General features: G+C 45.3%; 15 protein-coding genes. 2 read left to right on the top strand and 13 right to left on the bottom strand.

The features are described 5' to 3' along the window. The first annotated feature begins 148 nt into the window (after positions 1–148). Positions 149–262 carry a helix-turn-helix domain-containing protein gene (locus tag K401_RS34250; RefSeq protein ID WP_084492956.1) on the top strand — a complete coding sequence of 38 codons (114 nt, stop codon included), beginning with the start codon at positions 149–151 and terminating at the stop codon, positions 260–262. Here the strand turns inward: K401_RS34250 and K401_RS0121290 are convergent. The 6 genes from K401_RS0121290 to K401_RS0121265 all read right to left on the bottom strand — a co-directional run bounded on the left by K401_RS0121290 (position 244) and on the right by K401_RS0121265 (position 6,568). Further along, positions 244–1,569 carry an MATE family efflux transporter gene (locus tag K401_RS0121290; protein ID WP_024294853.1) on the bottom strand — a complete coding sequence of 442 codons (1,326 nt, stop codon included), beginning with the start codon at positions 1,567–1,569 and terminating at the stop codon, positions 244–246. The two genes, K401_RS34250 and K401_RS0121290, sit on opposite strands and share 19 nt — an antisense overlap. Before the next feature lie 325 nt (positions 1,570–1,894). Further along, positions 1,895–2,035: a hypothetical protein gene (locus K401_RS33265; RefSeq protein ID WP_166435288.1), complete on the bottom strand. Its 141-nt coding sequence runs from the start codon at positions 2,033–2,035 to the stop codon at positions 1,895–1,897. Between the two features lie 49 nt (positions 2,036–2,084). Continuing rightward, on the bottom strand, positions 2,085–3,221 hold the full coding sequence (locus K401_RS0121280) for a sodium ion-translocating decarboxylase subunit beta (protein WP_024294852.1): 1,137 nt from the start codon (positions 3,219–3,221) through the stop codon (positions 2,085–2,087). A gap of 313 nt (positions 3,222–3,534) precedes the next feature. After that, positions 3,535–4,731: a [FeFe] hydrogenase H-cluster maturation GTPase HydF gene (gene hydF, locus K401_RS0121275; RefSeq protein ID WP_024294851.1), complete on the bottom strand. Its 1,197-nt coding sequence runs from the start codon at positions 4,729–4,731 to the stop codon at positions 3,535–3,537. A gap of 84 nt (positions 4,732–4,815) precedes the next feature. Then, entirely contained in the window at positions 4,816–6,231 is a 1,416-nt protein-coding gene (hydG, locus tag K401_RS0121270; protein WP_024294850.1) for a [FeFe] hydrogenase H-cluster radical SAM maturase HydG, read from the bottom strand. A gap of 85 nt (positions 6,232–6,316) precedes the next feature. After that, positions 6,317–6,568 (bottom strand): TM1266 family iron-only hydrogenase system putative regulator, encoded by a 252-nt coding sequence (locus K401_RS0121265; RefSeq protein WP_013273055.1) that lies wholly within the window; start codon positions 6,566–6,568, stop codon positions 6,317–6,319. Between the two features lie 277 nt (positions 6,569–6,845). Here K401_RS0121265 and K401_RS0121260 point away from each other — a divergent pair, with 277 nt between their 5' ends. Beyond that, positions 6,846–7,346, top strand: coding sequence for an HD domain-containing protein (locus K401_RS0121260; RefSeq protein WP_024294849.1), 501 nt, complete (start codon positions 6,846–6,848; stop codon positions 7,344–7,346). Positions 7,347–7,352: 6 nt separating this feature from the next. Here the strand turns inward: K401_RS0121260 and K401_RS0121255 are convergent, their stop codons facing one another. From K401_RS0121255 to gnpA, 7 genes are all read right to left on the bottom strand, one after another. Beyond that, on the bottom strand, positions 7,353–8,327 hold the full coding sequence (locus K401_RS0121255; RefSeq protein ID WP_024294848.1) for a PHP domain-containing protein: 975 nt from the start codon (positions 8,325–8,327) through the stop codon (positions 7,353–7,355). Between the two features lie 19 nt (positions 8,328–8,346). After that, on the bottom strand, positions 8,347–9,621 hold the full coding sequence (locus K401_RS0121250; RefSeq protein ID WP_242842327.1) for an MFS transporter: 1,275 nt from the start codon (positions 9,619–9,621) through the stop codon (positions 8,347–8,349). Further along, positions 9,618–10,616 carry a CehA/McbA family metallohydrolase domain-containing protein gene (locus K401_RS0121245; protein WP_024294846.1) on the bottom strand — a complete coding sequence of 333 codons (999 nt, stop codon included), beginning with the start codon at positions 10,614–10,616 and terminating at the stop codon, positions 9,618–9,620. Before K401_RS0121245 ends, K401_RS0121250 begins: the two co-directional genes overlap by 4 nt. A 74-nt stretch (positions 10,617–10,690) precedes the next feature. Continuing rightward, positions 10,691–12,076: an ABC transporter substrate-binding protein gene (locus K401_RS0121240; RefSeq protein ID WP_024294845.1), complete on the bottom strand. Its 1,386-nt coding sequence runs from the start codon at positions 12,074–12,076 to the stop codon at positions 10,691–10,693. A 127-nt stretch (positions 12,077–12,203) separates the two neighbouring features. Further along, positions 12,204–13,616: an alpha-L-fucosidase gene (locus tag K401_RS0121235; protein WP_024294844.1), complete on the bottom strand. Its 1,413-nt coding sequence runs from the start codon at positions 13,614–13,616 to the stop codon at positions 12,204–12,206. Between the two features lie 15 nt (positions 13,617–13,631). After that, positions 13,632–14,807 (bottom strand): glycoside hydrolase family 88 protein, encoded by a 1,176-nt coding sequence (locus tag K401_RS0121230; protein WP_024294843.1) that lies wholly within the window; start codon positions 14,805–14,807, stop codon positions 13,632–13,634. Positions 14,808–14,846: 39 nt separating this feature from the next. Then, positions 14,847–17,021 carry a 1,3-beta-galactosyl-N-acetylhexosamine phosphorylase gene (gene gnpA / locus K401_RS0121225; protein ID WP_024294842.1) on the bottom strand — a complete coding sequence of 725 codons (2,175 nt, stop codon included), beginning with the start codon at positions 17,019–17,021 and terminating at the stop codon, positions 14,847–14,849. Positions 17,022–17,086: the final 65 nt, after the last annotated feature.

Below are 17,086 nucleotides of genomic sequence, written 5' to 3'. Positions count from 1 at the left end.
CCATGGGCTTGCCGGAAACCCGAAAGTAAAAAAGAAACGCTGCATAGTCAAACAGCGTTTCTCTGATATCTTTATTTTTCCTCCCGGTACATGCCGGTAAGCTTCTCCCCGGCTTAATAAGGAGGACCGCCTCATCGCAGACAACAACATGAAAATTTACGAAATCGCCCAGGCGGTAGGTTATAATGATTCCGCACACTTTATCCGAGCCTTTAAGGAAGTGACCGGAAAAAGTCCCGGGGATTATAAAGCTTCTTCATAAACAGCTGTACCCTTTTTTGCAAATACGAATATCATGCCAAGGACGCACACCAGGCCTTCCGTCACAACAAATGACAGCCAGACTCCCGTCATCCCCCAGATCCGGCTTAAGAGGAACACCATGGGAACAAGCACAACACAGCCCCTTGCCACTGATACAAAAAAGGCATGCAGCCCCCGCTCTGCAGCACTTAAATACATGCATACAATAATATTGATCCCGGCAAAGAAAAATCCGGCAAAGTAAATCCTTAACCCCTCCCTTGCAAGAAGAGCGATTGCGGCATTCTGCTCACTGTTAAACACACTTACCATTTGATCCGAAGAGAAAAATACCAGGAAATAGATTGCTGATGCAATGGCCAGGGAGGTGAAAACCGCATAGCGGAGCAGCTTTTTTATGATAATCCCATTTCCTGATCCATAAGCCTTGCTGACCAACGGCTGTATTCCCTGGGCAATTCCTGTGAAGACCGAGATTCCTACCAATGCAATATTAGCCACAATTCCGTAAGAGGCCACACCTAAGTTCCCCTCCAGCTTCAGAATAACAAGATTAAAGGTGATCAAAACTATGGCCGAGGACACTTCAGTAATAAATGCGGCCATGCCCAGCCCCAGGATATCACTGACAGCCTTTCTTCTGATTCTGCCTTGCCTCCACCGGATACCGCTTTTTCCCCCGATAAAGTGGGCAGACAAAACTCCAAGGCTGATAACCGGTGCCAGGCCTGTGGCAAAGGCTGCACCAAACATCCCCATTCCAAGGGGAAACATAAATATATAGTCCAATATAATATTGGAAAGACTCCCTGTCAGCATTGCAATCATGGCCAGCTTAGGATCATTGTCATTCCTTACAAATGCCAGCATGATATTATTCAGGATAAAAAACGGTGCAAAACACAGTATTGTGCTTAAATATGCCTTAGTCAAAGGCAGTGTAGCTGCATCTGCTCCCAATAACACGGCCAAAGGCCCGGAGCCAAGTATTCCTGTGACCGCAAACACCACTCCCATCAAAGTTCCCAGCTTTAAACTGGCGGCAAAAACAGCATTGATCCCGTTCCCCTTATTCTGGGATTTTAAAATACTGTATCTGGTAGCTCCTCCCATACCGATCATTAATCCTGTACCATGAATCAGACTGTAAATCCCGATTGAAAAATTCAGTGCCGCCAGACCGGCAGCCCCCAGTGCCCTTGATACAAAAAAGGTATCTGCCAGTATGTAGCAGGAAAGCCCTATCATTCCCAATATATTAAGGCTCACATATTTGACATAGCTTTTTAAGACAGATTGTTCCATCTCATATCCTCCTTTTAATACAATAAAAAGTCTGCTTTGCAGGCTCTCCCGCCGGAGTGCGGCTGCCTTTGCAACCACATTTCCTTAGCCCGGAGTGCCCGGCCCCGGAGGGTTTTATATCATAGGAAATAGGTTCCTATGACATAAAAAAGGTGTTCTTAAAACATTCCTTCTACGACCTAACGGAATATTTCAGAACACCTTGAAATTCTTTACCCGGTGGCAAAGCTCAGGTTTATATATAAAACTCAAGTTATCATAATACAGTTTTAACGGATTGTCAATCCTTTGTGGCTTAATCTTTTCTTTAAAAAACTAAATTACGTTACTCTTCTTTTTTATCAAAAAGCTTCTTTTCAAGCCACTGAAACCCCATAATAAGCAGTGTAATAATGATGATAACTAGAAATATACTGAACATTCCCTTCCACATAATACCCAGTGACAGAAGAAATTTATCAAACATAGCTGGCTCCTCTCTTTCAGACATCAGAAATTCCCTTGGCAGATACTGATCATAATAAGGTAGTTAAAAGGTTTAAGACAATTCCCCCTGCCAAAACAGAGGCGATCTGCCCTGAAACATTGGCCCCGATGGCATGCATCAGCAGATGGTTGGTCGGGTCTTCCTTTATGGACAGCTTCTGTACAACACGGGCTGACATGGGAAAAGCGGAAATACCGGCTGCACCGATCATGGGATTGATCTTATTCTTGCGGAATAAATTAATGAACTTGGCAAACAGAACTCCTCCTATGGTGTCAAATACAAATGCAACAAGGCCAAGGATGAGAATGACAAGGGTCTGCCAGGTTACAAAGGCTTCCGCCCTCATGCTGAAGGAAACGGTGATCCCCAGCAGCAGGGTAACCAGATTGGCAAGAATATTCTGTGCCGCATCTGACAGGCTGTGAAGAACGCCGCATTCTCTTAATAGGTTTCCGAACATCAGAAATCCCACCAGAGAAACAGACTGAGGCGCAACAAGTCCTGCAATTATGGACACTGCAATAGGAAACAGGATCTTGATCCTTTTGGATACTGATATAGGATTATAAGGCATCCGGATTAAGCGTTCCTTTTTGGTGGTGACCAGCTTAATGGCAAAGGGCTGGACCAGAGGAACCAGAGCCATATAGGAATACGCCGCCACCGCAATAGGCCCGATATAGTTTGACTTAAGTATCTGAGATACCAGAATGGAAGTGGGTCCGTCGGCAGCGCCGATGATTCCGATGGAGGCTGCGTCAGAAAGTTCAAAACCAAGTAAGATGGCCACGGTAATCGTTAAAAAGATGCCAAACTGAGCCGCCGCACCGAACAGCATCATAATGGGATTGGATAAAAGAGGGCCAAAATCAATCATGGCTCCGATCCCGATAAACAGAAGGAGAGGCAGCGCTTCCGAGGCCTCTATCCCAGTTTCAAACAGCCACTGAATAATGCCGTGGGTATCTCCTATTCCCGGAAGAGTCTGATCCACCACGCCGGACATAGGCAGGTTGACCAGGATAGCGCCGAATCCCATTGGAAGAAGGAGAGAGGGCTCATACCCCTTTTTGACAGCAAGATAGATCAGTAAAAATCCTACAAAATACATGACTAACTGGGGAATTGTAATAGAAGTAATACCTGACAATAAAAAATCCATTTTTTAGCTCCCTTCACGTTTGTGCTTTTCTTATGCCGGCAAAATCATCTTAAGCAACCGAAAAACAAGACCTGCTCCTAAACCAGGACACAGGTCTTGTCTTTTCAAATAAAACCGGAACATTACCGTTCCGGATATTGATTTCACTGCAGCCAATAAAATCAAGGCTTTTTCAGCTACCCCATGATGACTGTTCCTCTATATCTGGCTTTTATTACCATATCATAAGCATGCCCACAAGTCAACATGAACAAACATATTTACACAAACTCTTAACGTTTGTGAGATACTGACAAAGGAAAGTGATATCCTGTTAAGGCAGCAGCTCATTAAGATGAGGGAATACCTCAATGCTCCTTTTTAAAATCCCCTTCATATAAGCGATGGCAATTCCATAATTGGTAAAGGCCACTCCTGCATCCGCCGCACACTTTCTCCGGTATTCCATCTCCCGTTCATTTAACATGCAGCCGCCGCAGTGAATGATCAGCTTATAGGACGATAAGTCATCGGGAAATTCCCGTCCGGAGGACGTTTCTATCAAAAGCTCTTTTCCCGTATGCTGCCGAAGCCAGCGGGGAAGCTTTACGGTCCCAATATCATCACACTGTCTGTGATGGGTACAGCCTTCGGAAATCAGGATCTTATCCCCATCCTTTAAATCGCCCATAGCAGCCACTCCTTTTACGGAGTCCTCTAAAAAGCCCTTATACCTTGCCATGAGGATGGAAAAGGATGTGAGAAGGATCTCTTCCGGAGTATCCTTATTTACCTGCTCAAACGCCTGGCTGTCCGTAATGACAAGATTTGGCCTGGTTCCCAGCCTTTCCAGGGTTTCCTTTAATTCCGTTTCACGCACTACGACGGATATGCCTCCCGCCTCCAGAATGTCCCGGATCGCCTGCTGCTGAGGCAGGATAAGACGTCCTTTTGGTGCAGCCTTATCAATGGGAATTACCAAAACCACCAGATCGTATGGATTCAGTAAATCTCCCACAATTCTCAGCTTTGTATCCCCGGTGTTTACAAGGCTTCCGATCCGTTCCTTTAATTCCTGGATAAACAGGCCAAGGGACGCGCTGACAGAAAGTCCGTCCTCATAGTTCTGATCTCCTGTTAAATCACATTTATTATAAGCGACCACATAAGGGATCTTCTTTTCCTGAAACAAACGGATCAGTTCTTCATCGGTTTTAGTCTTTCCAACAGTTCCATCCACGACCAGAACCGCACAGTCGGCCCGGTTTAATATCTGCTTGGTTTTCCTTACCCGCATCTCTCCCAAAGAGCCTTCATCATCAAAGCCCGGCGTATCAATGATGACCACCGGTCCCATTGGGAGAAGCTCCATGGATTTGTAAACCGGATCCGTGGTAGTCCCTTTCACCTCGGACACAACGGACAGCTCCTGTCCTGTCACTGCATTAACAACGCTTGATTTTCCTGCATTGCGGAGGCCGAAAAAGCCGATATGCACCCGCTCAGAGGATGGTGTTTCATTTAGTCCCATGGTTATCACCTCTTCTATTGTTAATTTTTGCCATAGCAGACGGCTTATACCAGACTTGTCCGGCCTTGGCCGCTGCCCGCAGGGTCAGAACCGGAAATCCCTGATCCCATTTTCTATGTTCTCTAAATGATCCTCACAGATCAGGCGGACCTTCTCCTTTGGAATGTGGTTTAATTCCGCCGTAATCAGGGTTTCACCGATCCTTCTTGTATCCTCTGAAGCGTAATCTATCAGATATTCCTTTAATGTCATCAAGGCATTAGGCTGGCAGCAGTTCTGGATCTGACCGCTTTTGCAAAGGCTCATAAAACGGTCTCCCGTACGTCCTTCCCGGTAACAGGCAGTACAAAAGGAAGGGATATAGCCCATGTCCATGAGCCAGTGAACCACTTCATCCAGGGAACGCTGGTCCGATACGTCAAACTGCTCTGTGTCCGTAGGGCGGATTTCCTCCTGGTAGCCTCCCACGCTGGTTCTGGAGCCTCCGCTGATCTGGGATACGCCCAGCCGGATCACCTTTTCCCTTACCGCCTGGCTTTCCCTGGTGGAAACGATCATTCCCGTATAGGGGACTGAAATCCGGATCAGGGCGCAGAGCTTTGCAAATATTTCATCATCGATCCCATTGTCAAAGGCCTCCGGATCAATGTCATCTGCCTTCTTGATGCGTGGAACACTAATGGTATGAGGTCCTACCCCATGAACTGCCTCCAAATGCTCCGCATGCATCAAAAGCCCTGCAAATTCATACTGGTACAGCTCCAATCCAAAGAGAACGCCCAGACCTACGTCGTCAATGCCGCCCTCCATGGCCCGGTCCATGGCCTCGGTGTGGTAGGCGTAGTCGTGTTTGGGACCTGTGGGATGAAGCTTTTCATAGCTTTCTTTATGATAGGTTTCCTGAAAGAGAATATAGGTCCCGATTTCCGCCTCTTTCAGCTTCCGGTAATTTTCTACCGTGGTAGCTGCAATGTTTATATTGACCCGGCGGATGGCCCCGTTTTTGTGCTTGATGGAATATATGGTTTTGATGCAATCCAGGATATATTCCATGGGATTATTTACAGGATCCTCTCCTGCTTCAATGGCAAGCCGCTTATGGCCCATGTCCTGAAGGGCAATGACTTCCCTTTCCACCTCTTCCATGGTCAGCTTTTTTCTGGCGATGTGTTTATTTTTTAAGTGGTATGGACAGTAGGTGCAGCCATTTACGCAGTAGTTGGATAAATAAAGAGGAGCAAACATAACGATACGGCTTCCATAGAAATCCTTTTTGATCTGTTCTGCCAGATCATAGACTTCCTGTATTTTTTCCGGGATCTCACAGGCCAGAAGGACAGATGCCTCCCGGTGGGTCAGGCCCTTTGCCAGCCTTGCCTTGGCGATGATCTGATCGATCAGTTCTCCATTGGCTTTGTTTTTCTCCGCATAGTCAAGCGTTTCAAGAATTTCTTCATGGGAAATGAACTCTTCCGCTTTTAGGGATTTTGGATCATACATAATGTTACTTCCTTTCTTTTGGGTCAGCTTCTGCTTCTCCGTCAGTTATTATTATCATAAGGTTTTGCCTTTTAAAACAGCTTTTTTATGCCTGTTTTCCCTGATAGGCCGTTTTGGAACTGATTCCCTTTAATTTTCCGATCTTTCCGGTCAGGGCGGAAATAATGCTCTGGGGCGCATCCACTGCAATACTGATGATGCTCACCTGTTTTTTGGGATAAGGGATGCCCATGCGGCCAATGATGTGCTGCCGGTACTCGTGAAGGATGTCATTGAGTAATTCCACGGATTCTTCCTCTTCTACCACGATACCGATTACTGCAATTCTGGTTTCCATCATCTTTCCTCCGTTTTATTATTTTGGATTTCTGCTTTGTGAAACAAAAAAACCGCGCCATAAAGGCGCGGCAAAATAAACAATCTCTCAAGTGCCGAACCTTCTACCTCAAACCGGATTTTTGGTGTCAGGATGCTGCTATGATAAAAGCATACCATACTTGAGATTTTTTTTCAATTACCCGTGCCCATAAAATATTTTTTTTGATATATCTTTAACGAAAAATGGCCTTATGCTATAATAATCGGAAGAATAGCTGCAGAAACAGGAGGTTCATATGAATACAGAACAACTCATCATGGAAATGACAGCATTTTATCAGGGAGACCCAAAACGAATCCAGCATTTCATAAAAGTTCACAGTTTTGCCCGCCTGATTGGAATGGAAGAAAAAATCAGCGAGGAAACACAGTTTATTTTAGAGACTGCGGCCATTGTCCATGACATCGGGATTAAGGCGTCAGAAGAAAAATACGGAAGCTCCGGCGGAAAATACCAGGAGCTGGAAGGACCTCCGGCCGCTGAAACGCTGCTTGCCGGACTGGGGTATCAAAAGGAGGTAATTGAAAGAGTTTGTTACCTGGTAGGCCATCACCATACATATCATGGAATAGATGGCCTTGATTATCAGATACTTGTAGAAGCAGACTTTCTTGTAAACATGTATGAAGATCAAATGAATGCAGATTCTATCAGGTCAGCTTTCAATAAGATTTTTCGCACAGAGACAGGTAAGTGGCTTTGCAGGACCATGTTTGATACAGGGAAGTCTCTTTAAATCCTTTTAAAATACCATATCAGAAAGAAAATATGCATTGCTGTTGGCAAAAAGCCCCTTCTCATCCTTGCATTCTACACGGATATAGGCTTCATTCCCATGGAGGGGAAACCTTGCTTCCCTAATGCTCTCCCCCCGGACTGCCGCCCTTCGGCAGGTCCTTCCCATATCCGTGATCCCGCAGATAGCCTGGACAGGCCCGGTCTTCACCACCAACTCCCTGCCTTCCGCATAAATCTCTTTTATCTCCGGTCCCATGGAGCTGTAGAAATGGCCATTTACCAGCGCATTTACAACAGCAGCATAGCTTAAAGCTTCCGCCTTTATCATGGTAAAGCCCCCGAAGGAGTCGCACAGGGGATTGTCAAAAGGATAACTGTTGTGATTGTCATCCGTGGCCATACACCACAGCCTTTTGCCTAAACAAAGCATATCATCATAAGCCTGAGGGTTATAACCGTACAGCCCGTCATGCTCACACCCATAATTGTAGATTTCCATGGCAAAAAGCCCGTTTAAGCCCTTGTAATCGTCATAATTTTGCAAGGACCAGTAAGGGTGGTTATAGCAGGAAAGAAACCCCAGCTCCTTCATCTCCTCCAGATACCTGTTGATGTAATCAAAATCCCCATACTTACATTCCGGGCAGATTCCCTGTTCCTTCCTGGCCCGCTCATATTCCGGCTTTGTATCATACAAATTTATATGATACGTCTTATCCTTTGGCCGCAGCCGGTCCGGTCCCGCCTCATTCATATCCACCTCTACGGCTGCAAGGGTCAGGAATTCCTCATCGTTTAATTCCTCATGATTCCGGTATATCCTGTGATCCGTAAATGCCATGATCTGGTATCCACGCTTTTTATAATTTTCCTTCGCCTCTTCCGGCGTCATCCTTCCGTCTGATACAACCGTATGGCTGTGAAGGTTTGCTTTATAAAATCTTCCTGTCTCAGGCAATAAATAAATTCTGTTTTCCAACTTATTTTCCTCCCATCCCTTAGATGCCATTTTGCAGAAACCGTTTCCACCGGGCTTTTCCCGCCCAGCATACCGCCGCCCCCAAAATGGCAATAATGATCCAAATCAAAATGGTAGCATCCCATCCCACCTGTTCAGACAATACTCCGATCCCGTAGGCAGACATTGCTCCTCCCGCATAAGCAGAGGAATTTAAAACCCCGGAAGCCGTGGAGGATTTCCCGTAAGGAGCAAAATATATGGGCACCATGCTGACCAGCATGGTGTTCACCGCCATCATTGCCGTGGTCGCCATGCCAAATAAAACCAGTACGGTTAATACGGATTCTCCCTTATAGAGCCGCAATAAAAACAGTGCTGCAGCACATAAGGCAAAAAATGAAGCAGAAGTGGCGATTTCGCTTTTAAAAATCTTCCGGTTGGCAACAGAGGCCATATAAACGCCGCTTAAATTAAAAACCGGTATAACGGTGGTGCTGATGATGGAAATTACGGATTCCATATGAAACTCCTCCCGGATGTAGGTGGGGATCCAGGTGGTCACGCCATCCTTTAACACTCCCTGGAACATCAGCCCAAAACAAAAGTATATCATCCCTGAGGCCAGAATCAGTTTCCACATGGAGGCGTCCGTCTGTTTTTTATCCTGTGAAATAAAGACCGGTTCTTCCATAATCCCGTTTTCTTCCACATCCCGCTTTATCTTTCGGCTGCCCGCATACCAGATCACGCTGATAGCCGCCAGACACAGGGAAGAAAAGAAAAAAACCGTTCTCCAGTGGAATTTCCATATAATGAGGGCGGTCAGCCCGTATGCTGCAAAGGTGCCCACAGGGACGCTGCTGTTGATGTTGACGCAGAATTTTTTCTGGCTGCCTGTGGGAATCCAGTCGGAAAACAATTTAATGATGGGCGACCAGATCAGGGACTGGAACAAGCCATTGATGCACCACACTACAGCCATCTGCCAGACGGCTCCTGACAATCCCATCGCCCCATTGCAGATTCCGGAACCAAGAACTCCTATAAAAATCATTTTGTAAGGTTTTTTCTTATCTCCCATCACTCCGCTGAAAAGCTGCCCAAGGCCATAGGAAAAGAAGAATGCAGTTCCTATAAAGCCTGCCGCTCCCTTCTCATATCCTTCTGCCCTGATGATCTCCGTTAAAGAAGCGGAATAATTCAGCCTTCCAAGATAGGTGGAAAAATAAGCTGTCCAGCATAACCAGAACAGCATGGACTGTACCTTTTCCGATTGGATCTTTTTTTGCTGTACCCTTTTGTCCAAAATCATATCTCCTGCTCTTTATTAAATTCCAAAGGCAGATCCTTTAAGAAATATGCATTGGAATCTGCATACAGCCCGTTTTCACTGCGGCAGGTCACACGGATATAACCTTCCCTTCCCGTTAAGGGAAACCTGGCCGCTTCCAGAGTTTCCCCAAAAGGCGCCGCCTTTATATGGCAGTTCCTGCCTTCCGTTTTTACATAAATCTTCTCCACCGGGCTGGTCTTTACCACCAGGTCCCTGCCTTCTATGTAGAGGGAATGGATCTCAGGACCCATGGAGCTGTAGAAATCTCCTTGTTTTAAAGCCTTCATCACTGCCGGATAGGTAAGCTCCTTTGTCTTGATCTTTATAAAACCCCCAAAGGAATCGCAAAAGGGATGTCCCATGGGATGTTCATTCCGGTTTCCGTCGGATGCCATGCAATAAATCTTCTTACCCTTCCGCAGCATTTCATCATAGGCCTGGGGAATGTAACCGTTTAATCCTTCTATTTCCCTGCGGTAATGATAAATCTCCATGGCAAAAAGCCCTTCAAGCCCTGTATATTCCTCATACCCCTCCATGGACCGGTATGGATGGCTGTTGGTTGCCAGGAAACCAAGCTGATTCATCTTCTTTATATAAGAATTGATGTAAGAACGGTCATGCTTTCCTGCTTCCAGCCTGTAAATTTCCGTTTTTTCCTCCTGCCCTTCATCCGGACCGGAATCATAGAAAATCATGGAAGAGCTTCCTCCAGCAGTTTGTTCCCCGTTCAGGAAATTTTCCTTTAATTCCGCCTCAAAGCCCGCCAGAGCCAGGAAATCCTTTGTAGTCAGCTCCGGATGAGGGCAATACATTCCAAGATCCGTATAGGCTACGATCTGGTATCCCCTCTTCTCATATTCCTCTTTGATCTGCTCAGGTGTCAGCCTTCCGTCTGAGACCGTTGTGTGGCAGTGCATATTTGCCTTATAAAAATCTCCTTCCTTTGGGAGGAGATAAATCCGTTCTTCCATTTCTTTTCCCTTTCCTGCGTCTCTTTCCAATGGGGAAAGAAAGCGCCGCCAAATGTCATGGCAGCGCTTTCTCATTATTTCTGTGCTTCTTCTATTGCTTCATTTGCTCTGTCCTGAATGGATTTCATGGTATCTTCCAGTGACTTCTGTCCCTGGCCGTATAACTGACCTTCCTCGGTGTAAATCTGTCCGATGGTTGTATCAGCAGTACCCATGATCTTTTCTCCCAAGTATGCTCTGCTGTTGTCAAACCAGCCTGCCATAAAATCTTCTACTGTTAAGTTGTCATCTTTGAATTTTGGAAGCAGGCTGCTTTCAATATAGGCTTTTGCTTCATCTTCTGTTAAGATCTTGGCAGGAACACGTCCATAGCCCAAAGTATATTTGTTTTCACAAATGGTTTTGATGGCCTCAAATGCAGCCTCCTTGTTCTTGGATGTCTTAGGGATTGCATAGCAGTTTGTAATTGTGAGGGAAGACGGGTCAGAACCTTCCGGATAAGGCATGGGAAGAATTCCCAGTTCCCAGTCTCTGGGATATTTCACCTTGTCAGATAAGGCACTTGCTACCCAGCCGCCGTATACGTACATGCCGATGTTTCCATTTACCATAAAGGAGTTGTATGGATATGTACCGGAAGCCAGATCCAGGCTGTTTGGCTGGATCTTTAATTCATTTCCAAGGCTGAAAAACCACTCCATGGCATCGGCATATGCCGGATCATCAAAATTAGCGGTTCCGTCTTCCTTGTAAGGGGACACGCCCTTTTGGGTCGCCTGCATATAGTTGCATGCAACGTCATCACTCATAAAGGAGCCCCAGATATTATTATCAGGGTTGTTTAACTTCTTGGCTGTTTCCACATATTTTTCCCAGGTCCAGCCTTCTGCGGTGGGATAAGGAACGTTTGCTTCATCAAAGATCTTCTTGTTATAGTAGGTCAGCCAAATATCCTTTTCTGCCGGAATTGCATATGTCTGATCCTCAAATTTTACCGTTTGGCCTCCATACACAGTATCCATATCATAATTATCTGCTTTTGCAAGATCATCAATGGACTCTAAAACAGCCGCTTTATAAAATTCCTCTAATTGAAGGGGAGTTCTGTTTACGATATCCATTTCTTCTCCGGCCATCAGGCTTACAAGCACCTTGTCCATTTCTCCCGCTTTAGCTGTGGGAGTAATGAAAAATTCTACATTAATACCTGTTTTTTCTTTGATTAATTCTATCATTTCTTTTGTTTCAGTAGCCGTTGCAGCATTATCTGTTAATGCCCATTTTACGGTTACTCCGTCAAATGGCTTGTCACTGTTGGATTTCTGGGATGCTTCTGTTGTTGTTTTACTGTCAGCATTGGCCTTTGTGCCGTTGGATTGTCCGCAACCGGCAGTACTTAAAACCATTGTTGCTGCCAGGCTGAAAGCAGCGCTCCGTTTCAATGCACTTCTTAATTTCATTTCTGTTACCCTCCTTTTGTTTATAATCCCATTATAGCTGACATTTTATGGGGTTTATATAGGTTGTATTTTAACTTTATGTGTTATTCTTATCATTCCACGGTTTTTTTAAAGAAAACCGATTTTTTTATTCATATATACCAATAAACGAAAGAGTGGGCGCTACCCTGGAATCTATAATTTGTATAATCAGGATATCCGATTCTATCTGCGGAAAGCGGGCTATTTTTTTATAACCAACGGTAGTTCCTTTATATATACTTGCAAGGATTCCGTTCCTCATGGATAAAATTTCAAAAGCCTCAATCCTCTGGCTTTTTAATATATTTTCCTTTAAAATAGCTGCAGAAATCCTTTGCGGATTCTTCCAGGAAATCTTAAATTCTGCCTTAGGGCTTTTTCCATGATAATAAGTCTCATAGTCATCTGTCTGCACACCCTTCACTGCATTCCATTGATTTTCTTCTTTAACCAGAATTTCAGTTCCTTCTGCCAGGTTATTCCCATATCTTTTTTGTATTTCCCTGCCCATCTCTTCCAGTCTTTTTACGTCTTCCCCGTGAAGCAGTCCCTTGGGCATTGGCGGAATATTTAAAAGCAGAGCTGCATTTCCACCTACGGATTTTTCGTAAATGTCCATAAGGTTTTCCAAAGACCGGACCTTATCATCCTCTTCCGGATGATAAAACCAGCCTGGCCTTATGGATACATCCACTTCTGCGGGATACCAGATCAAACGCTGCTCCTGTGCCAGACGTTCCCTGCTTCCCAGATCCTCTTCCATACTGTCTATAACCCTCTGCTTAAAAGACGGGTCATCAGCATGCTGGCTGAATGCCGCCACCCGCTCTGCTAAAGATAAATCCGCCGGCACAACGCTCCATTCACTGGTACGGGTATCACCTGCCTCATTGCCGCACCAGCGGATATCCGGCCCGCTTACGGAAATACAGGCGTCGGGCATATATTTTCTTACGGTATCATAATAACGCTGCCAGTCATAGACCTGCTTTTTACCATTAGGACCTTCTCCGCAGGCACCGTCAAACCATACGCTGAAAATATCTCCATATCCTGTAAGCAATTCCATAAGCTGTGCAACAAAATAATCATCATATGCTTTTCCCTGCCCATAGGTTTCCTGATTCCGGTCCCATGGAGAAAGATAAATGCCGAATTTCAGACCTGCATTTTCACAGGCTCTCGCAACTTCTTTTACAATATCTCCCTTTCCATTCATATAAGGACTGTACTTCACAGAATGTTTTGTATATTTACTGGGCCATAAACAAAATCCGTCATGGTGTTTGCAGGTGAGGATCGCGCCTTTCATCCCTGCCGCCTTAATCGCATGTATCCATTGATTTGCATCCATTTGATCAGGATGAAAAACTTCTGCCGGTTCTGTTCCATGTCCCCATTCTGTTCCGGTAAAGGTATTCACAGTAAAATGAAAGAATGCATAAAATTCTGTCTTCTGCACCATGACCTGTCTGTCAGACGGAACAATTTTTATAAGTCTCTCATCTAATTGTTTCATTTTTCACTCTCTTTTCTACCAGTAGACATTCCACTGTTTTGTCAGCCGCACAAGCGCTTCTGTATAAAAATAATCTCCCCACAAAGTACATTCATCGACCCCTCTGTCCTTTACCGAATTATAGGGGGAACTTTTTGCATAGGTGGAATGAAGCAATATTCCGTTGGTATTTTCACCGGAACGGTATAAACAGTGGTGTGTCAGCGCCTTTATTAAACGTTTTGCATTCTGCAATACAGCTTTTGCCTCATCCGGTTCCATGTATTTTGCCATTTCAAGCATTCCGCAGGCTGCGATTGCCCCGGCAGAAGAGTCTCTCGGTTCCCTGCAGCCATCTGTAAAATCAAAATCCCAATAAGGTACTAAATCCCTGGGCAAATGCTCCAGAAAGCAGGCTGTAATCTTTTTAAAACGTTCCATGTACATTGGGTCAGGACAATATTTATAAGCAATCGCCGAACCATAGATTCCCCATGACTGGCCCCTTGCCCATATGGAGCCGTCTCTATATCCCTGTGCAGTCACTCCGCCCGCCGGATTTCCGGTCTCCGGGTCAAAATAATAGGTGTGGTATGTAGAAAAATCTTCACGGACTGCATATTTCATGGAGGTTCGGATATGGGCCAAAGCAGCTTCACAGTACTTTGGATTCTTTGTTTCCTCTGAGGCCCAAAATAACAGAGGCATGTTTAAAAGACAATCAATAATTAACCGATATTCCCTGGGATCTCTGGGCTTTCCCCATGCCTGAAAAAATTCTCCCTTATCCTGAAACCGTCCCATCAGGTTATCTGCTGCCATCAGAGCAGTTTCTCTTGCCAGCTTGTCACCGGTAAGCTTATAGGCTGCCACACAAGAGGGGGTATACAAAAATCCCATATCATGATGATCCACTACAATTCTCTTGATCAGGCGTTCCCGAAAGCCCGGTACTTGATAAAGGGCGGCTTCCTTAAAAGCCGCCTCCTTTGTCTGTTCATATGCCAGCCACAGCTGTCCGGTCCAGAATCCATTGGTCCAATCATCGTTTTCTGATGCAGGATATATCTGGTTGATGCTGCTTGCCGCCGGGAAAGTATCATAAAAATCCGAAATATTATTTCTGATCCGGGTAACCACATGATTCAGCGCTTCAAGTGCTTCCTCTGCAGTGATTGCCTCATACGCTTCAAGCGTTTCCTTTGTCTGCATAATGACCATGATCCCTTTCTGATATATCCGGTTGATTCATCAGGATTCAAGGAACGAAAACCACAAAATATCATTTGCCTTTAACTGCATGGAACATTCGTTGCCGTTTCCGTCATAAATCACAGTTTCCTGAGGCTCATAGGTGTTATTTACGATACAATATTTGCCTGTAGCCGGATAATAATTGACTTCAATATTATAATTGCTGCTGTACCATTTCTTCATCTCCTGCTCCATACCTGCTGCCCAGAAGATTGCCCGGTAAAGCATTCTGGAATTTTCAAAGGAATAGGGAATGCCGCTGATATATACACTTCTTCCCTCTCCGAACCGGTTGACCGCCATCTGGACATCTTCCCCGTCCTTTTTTAAGATTTCCGCCCCAGTAAGAGCATAGATATTCTTCATCCCTTCTCCGAAATCAATGGCTTCAGAGGAATCCTTTGTAATAAAATGACTGTGCTCTTCCCAGTTGTATCTATCTGTTGAAAGGGAAAAACCGACCTCTTTGTTTACGCCCAGCACATTTGCCAGGTTAAAATACCGGCCCTGATATTCACAGGCAGACGGCTCTCCCACTCCGATTAATCCGCCTCCTGAAGCTACAAAGGCTTTTACGGCACTGCTGACTCTGGGATCGGCCCAGTAAACCCCGCCGCTGGGACCTGTATAAGCGTCGCCCACATTTATGACAACCTTGCATTTATTTAATACATCCGGATCTGCGATCACATCCTCAAAGCTGATGAATTCCACGTCAAAAGGCATTCCGCTTAAGGCTTCCAGCACTCCGGCATAGGAATAGGTCTGCTTATAATCAATGGCATGGGCGACCATATGGGTTCCCCAGGAACGGATCTTTCCCCAGGAATTCAGCACTCCCACCTTAAAATGGCTGTAAGGGCTTTGTCCTCCCACATTTTCATAAAGAAGACGGAATTCATCACAGACTTCTTCAATGTATTGGATAAATTCCGGAAATTCCAGGGCTAACTTTAAATATCCGCCGTAGCCGATCCTGTCAACCGGTTTTCTTAAGATGGCACGCCTTGCGGTCACCCAGTTTACTTTTGCTTCTTTTATGGGATCTCCCCCTTCATGGAACACATCGGGGAAGAAATAAGGCAGAAAACGGCCTTCCGTATATTTTACTCCCGGAATATCGGAAATCAGACGAAGGGTGGTTCCATTCCCCACACTTCCAACCACCGCATCCAGTCCTACCTGTTTAAAATACTCTCCAAAGGGTTCCGTTCCGATCCAGTGGTCTCCCAAAAACATCATGGCTTCCTTGCCGTGGTCATGACAGATATCCACAAGGACCTTCATAAGCCTTGAAACCTCCCGCTGCTGAAATTCCTGGAAATCGCGGAACTCCTTAGATGGCACCCGGTTGGTATTGTTATGGTATCCCTGGTCAATGATATATTCCGGGCGGAAGGGGTAACCCACTTCTTTTTCAAACTGTTCTAAAATATAGGGACTGACGCTGGCGCTGTATCCAAACCAGTCGACAAATTTTTCTTTTGCATATTCATTAAATACAAGGGTGAACTGATGAAAGAATGTGGTAAAACGCACTACATTGCTGTCCGGATTTTCTTCCATCCAGCGGTTTAACTTTTCAATCACGTGCTTCTGGGTCTTTGGCTGGCGCACATCAAAGGTGATCTGATGCTCCACATCCTGCCAGTCATTGGTGATGAAATTATACATATGGACCGGATCCCAGATGATGAAGGCCAGAAAACTTACGGTATAATCGTGATACCGCTTGGGAAAGGAGATGACGACCTCCTGGGTGCTTTCCTCATAATCCCACTCATTGGCTGCCAGAGGTTCCCCTGTGGTGCGGTCCACCACCTCCCACCAGCGCTTGATGTCATGAATGGTATTTGGCTTTAACTGCTCCTTGTATAAATGCTTCATCAAAGGGATTCGAAACCCGCCTTCATCCATTGCCGTATAAAATTCCGTCATCAAATACACCTGCTGGACTTCATCCGGGTTCGCCATGGCCCAATCGTTGTCCTTTCTGGTGGTATAATAGGTGGAGTAAATTTTGACGGGCATTTTCTTAAGCTCCTCCGGCATATTTGTCCCATCACAATCCCGCAGGGCATCGGCACCCCACCGCCTGGCAATCTCCTTTGTCTCCTGTATCATATCCACGTCCGTGGGAACAGTGACTCTTCCGGTAAGTTTTCTTTCCATCTTATATCCCCTTTCTATTTCATCTTTTTTGATTTCAAAGGCTTATACGCCCCTTATATTTCATA

The sequence above is a fragment of the Lacrimispora indolis DSM 755 genome (assembly GCF_000526995.1).
Lineage (GTDB): Bacteria > Bacillota > Clostridia > Lachnospirales > Lachnospiraceae > Lacrimispora > Lacrimispora indolis.
Note: the sequence above shows the minus strand (reverse complement) of the source record. Positions and strands in the feature narration are given on the sequence as shown.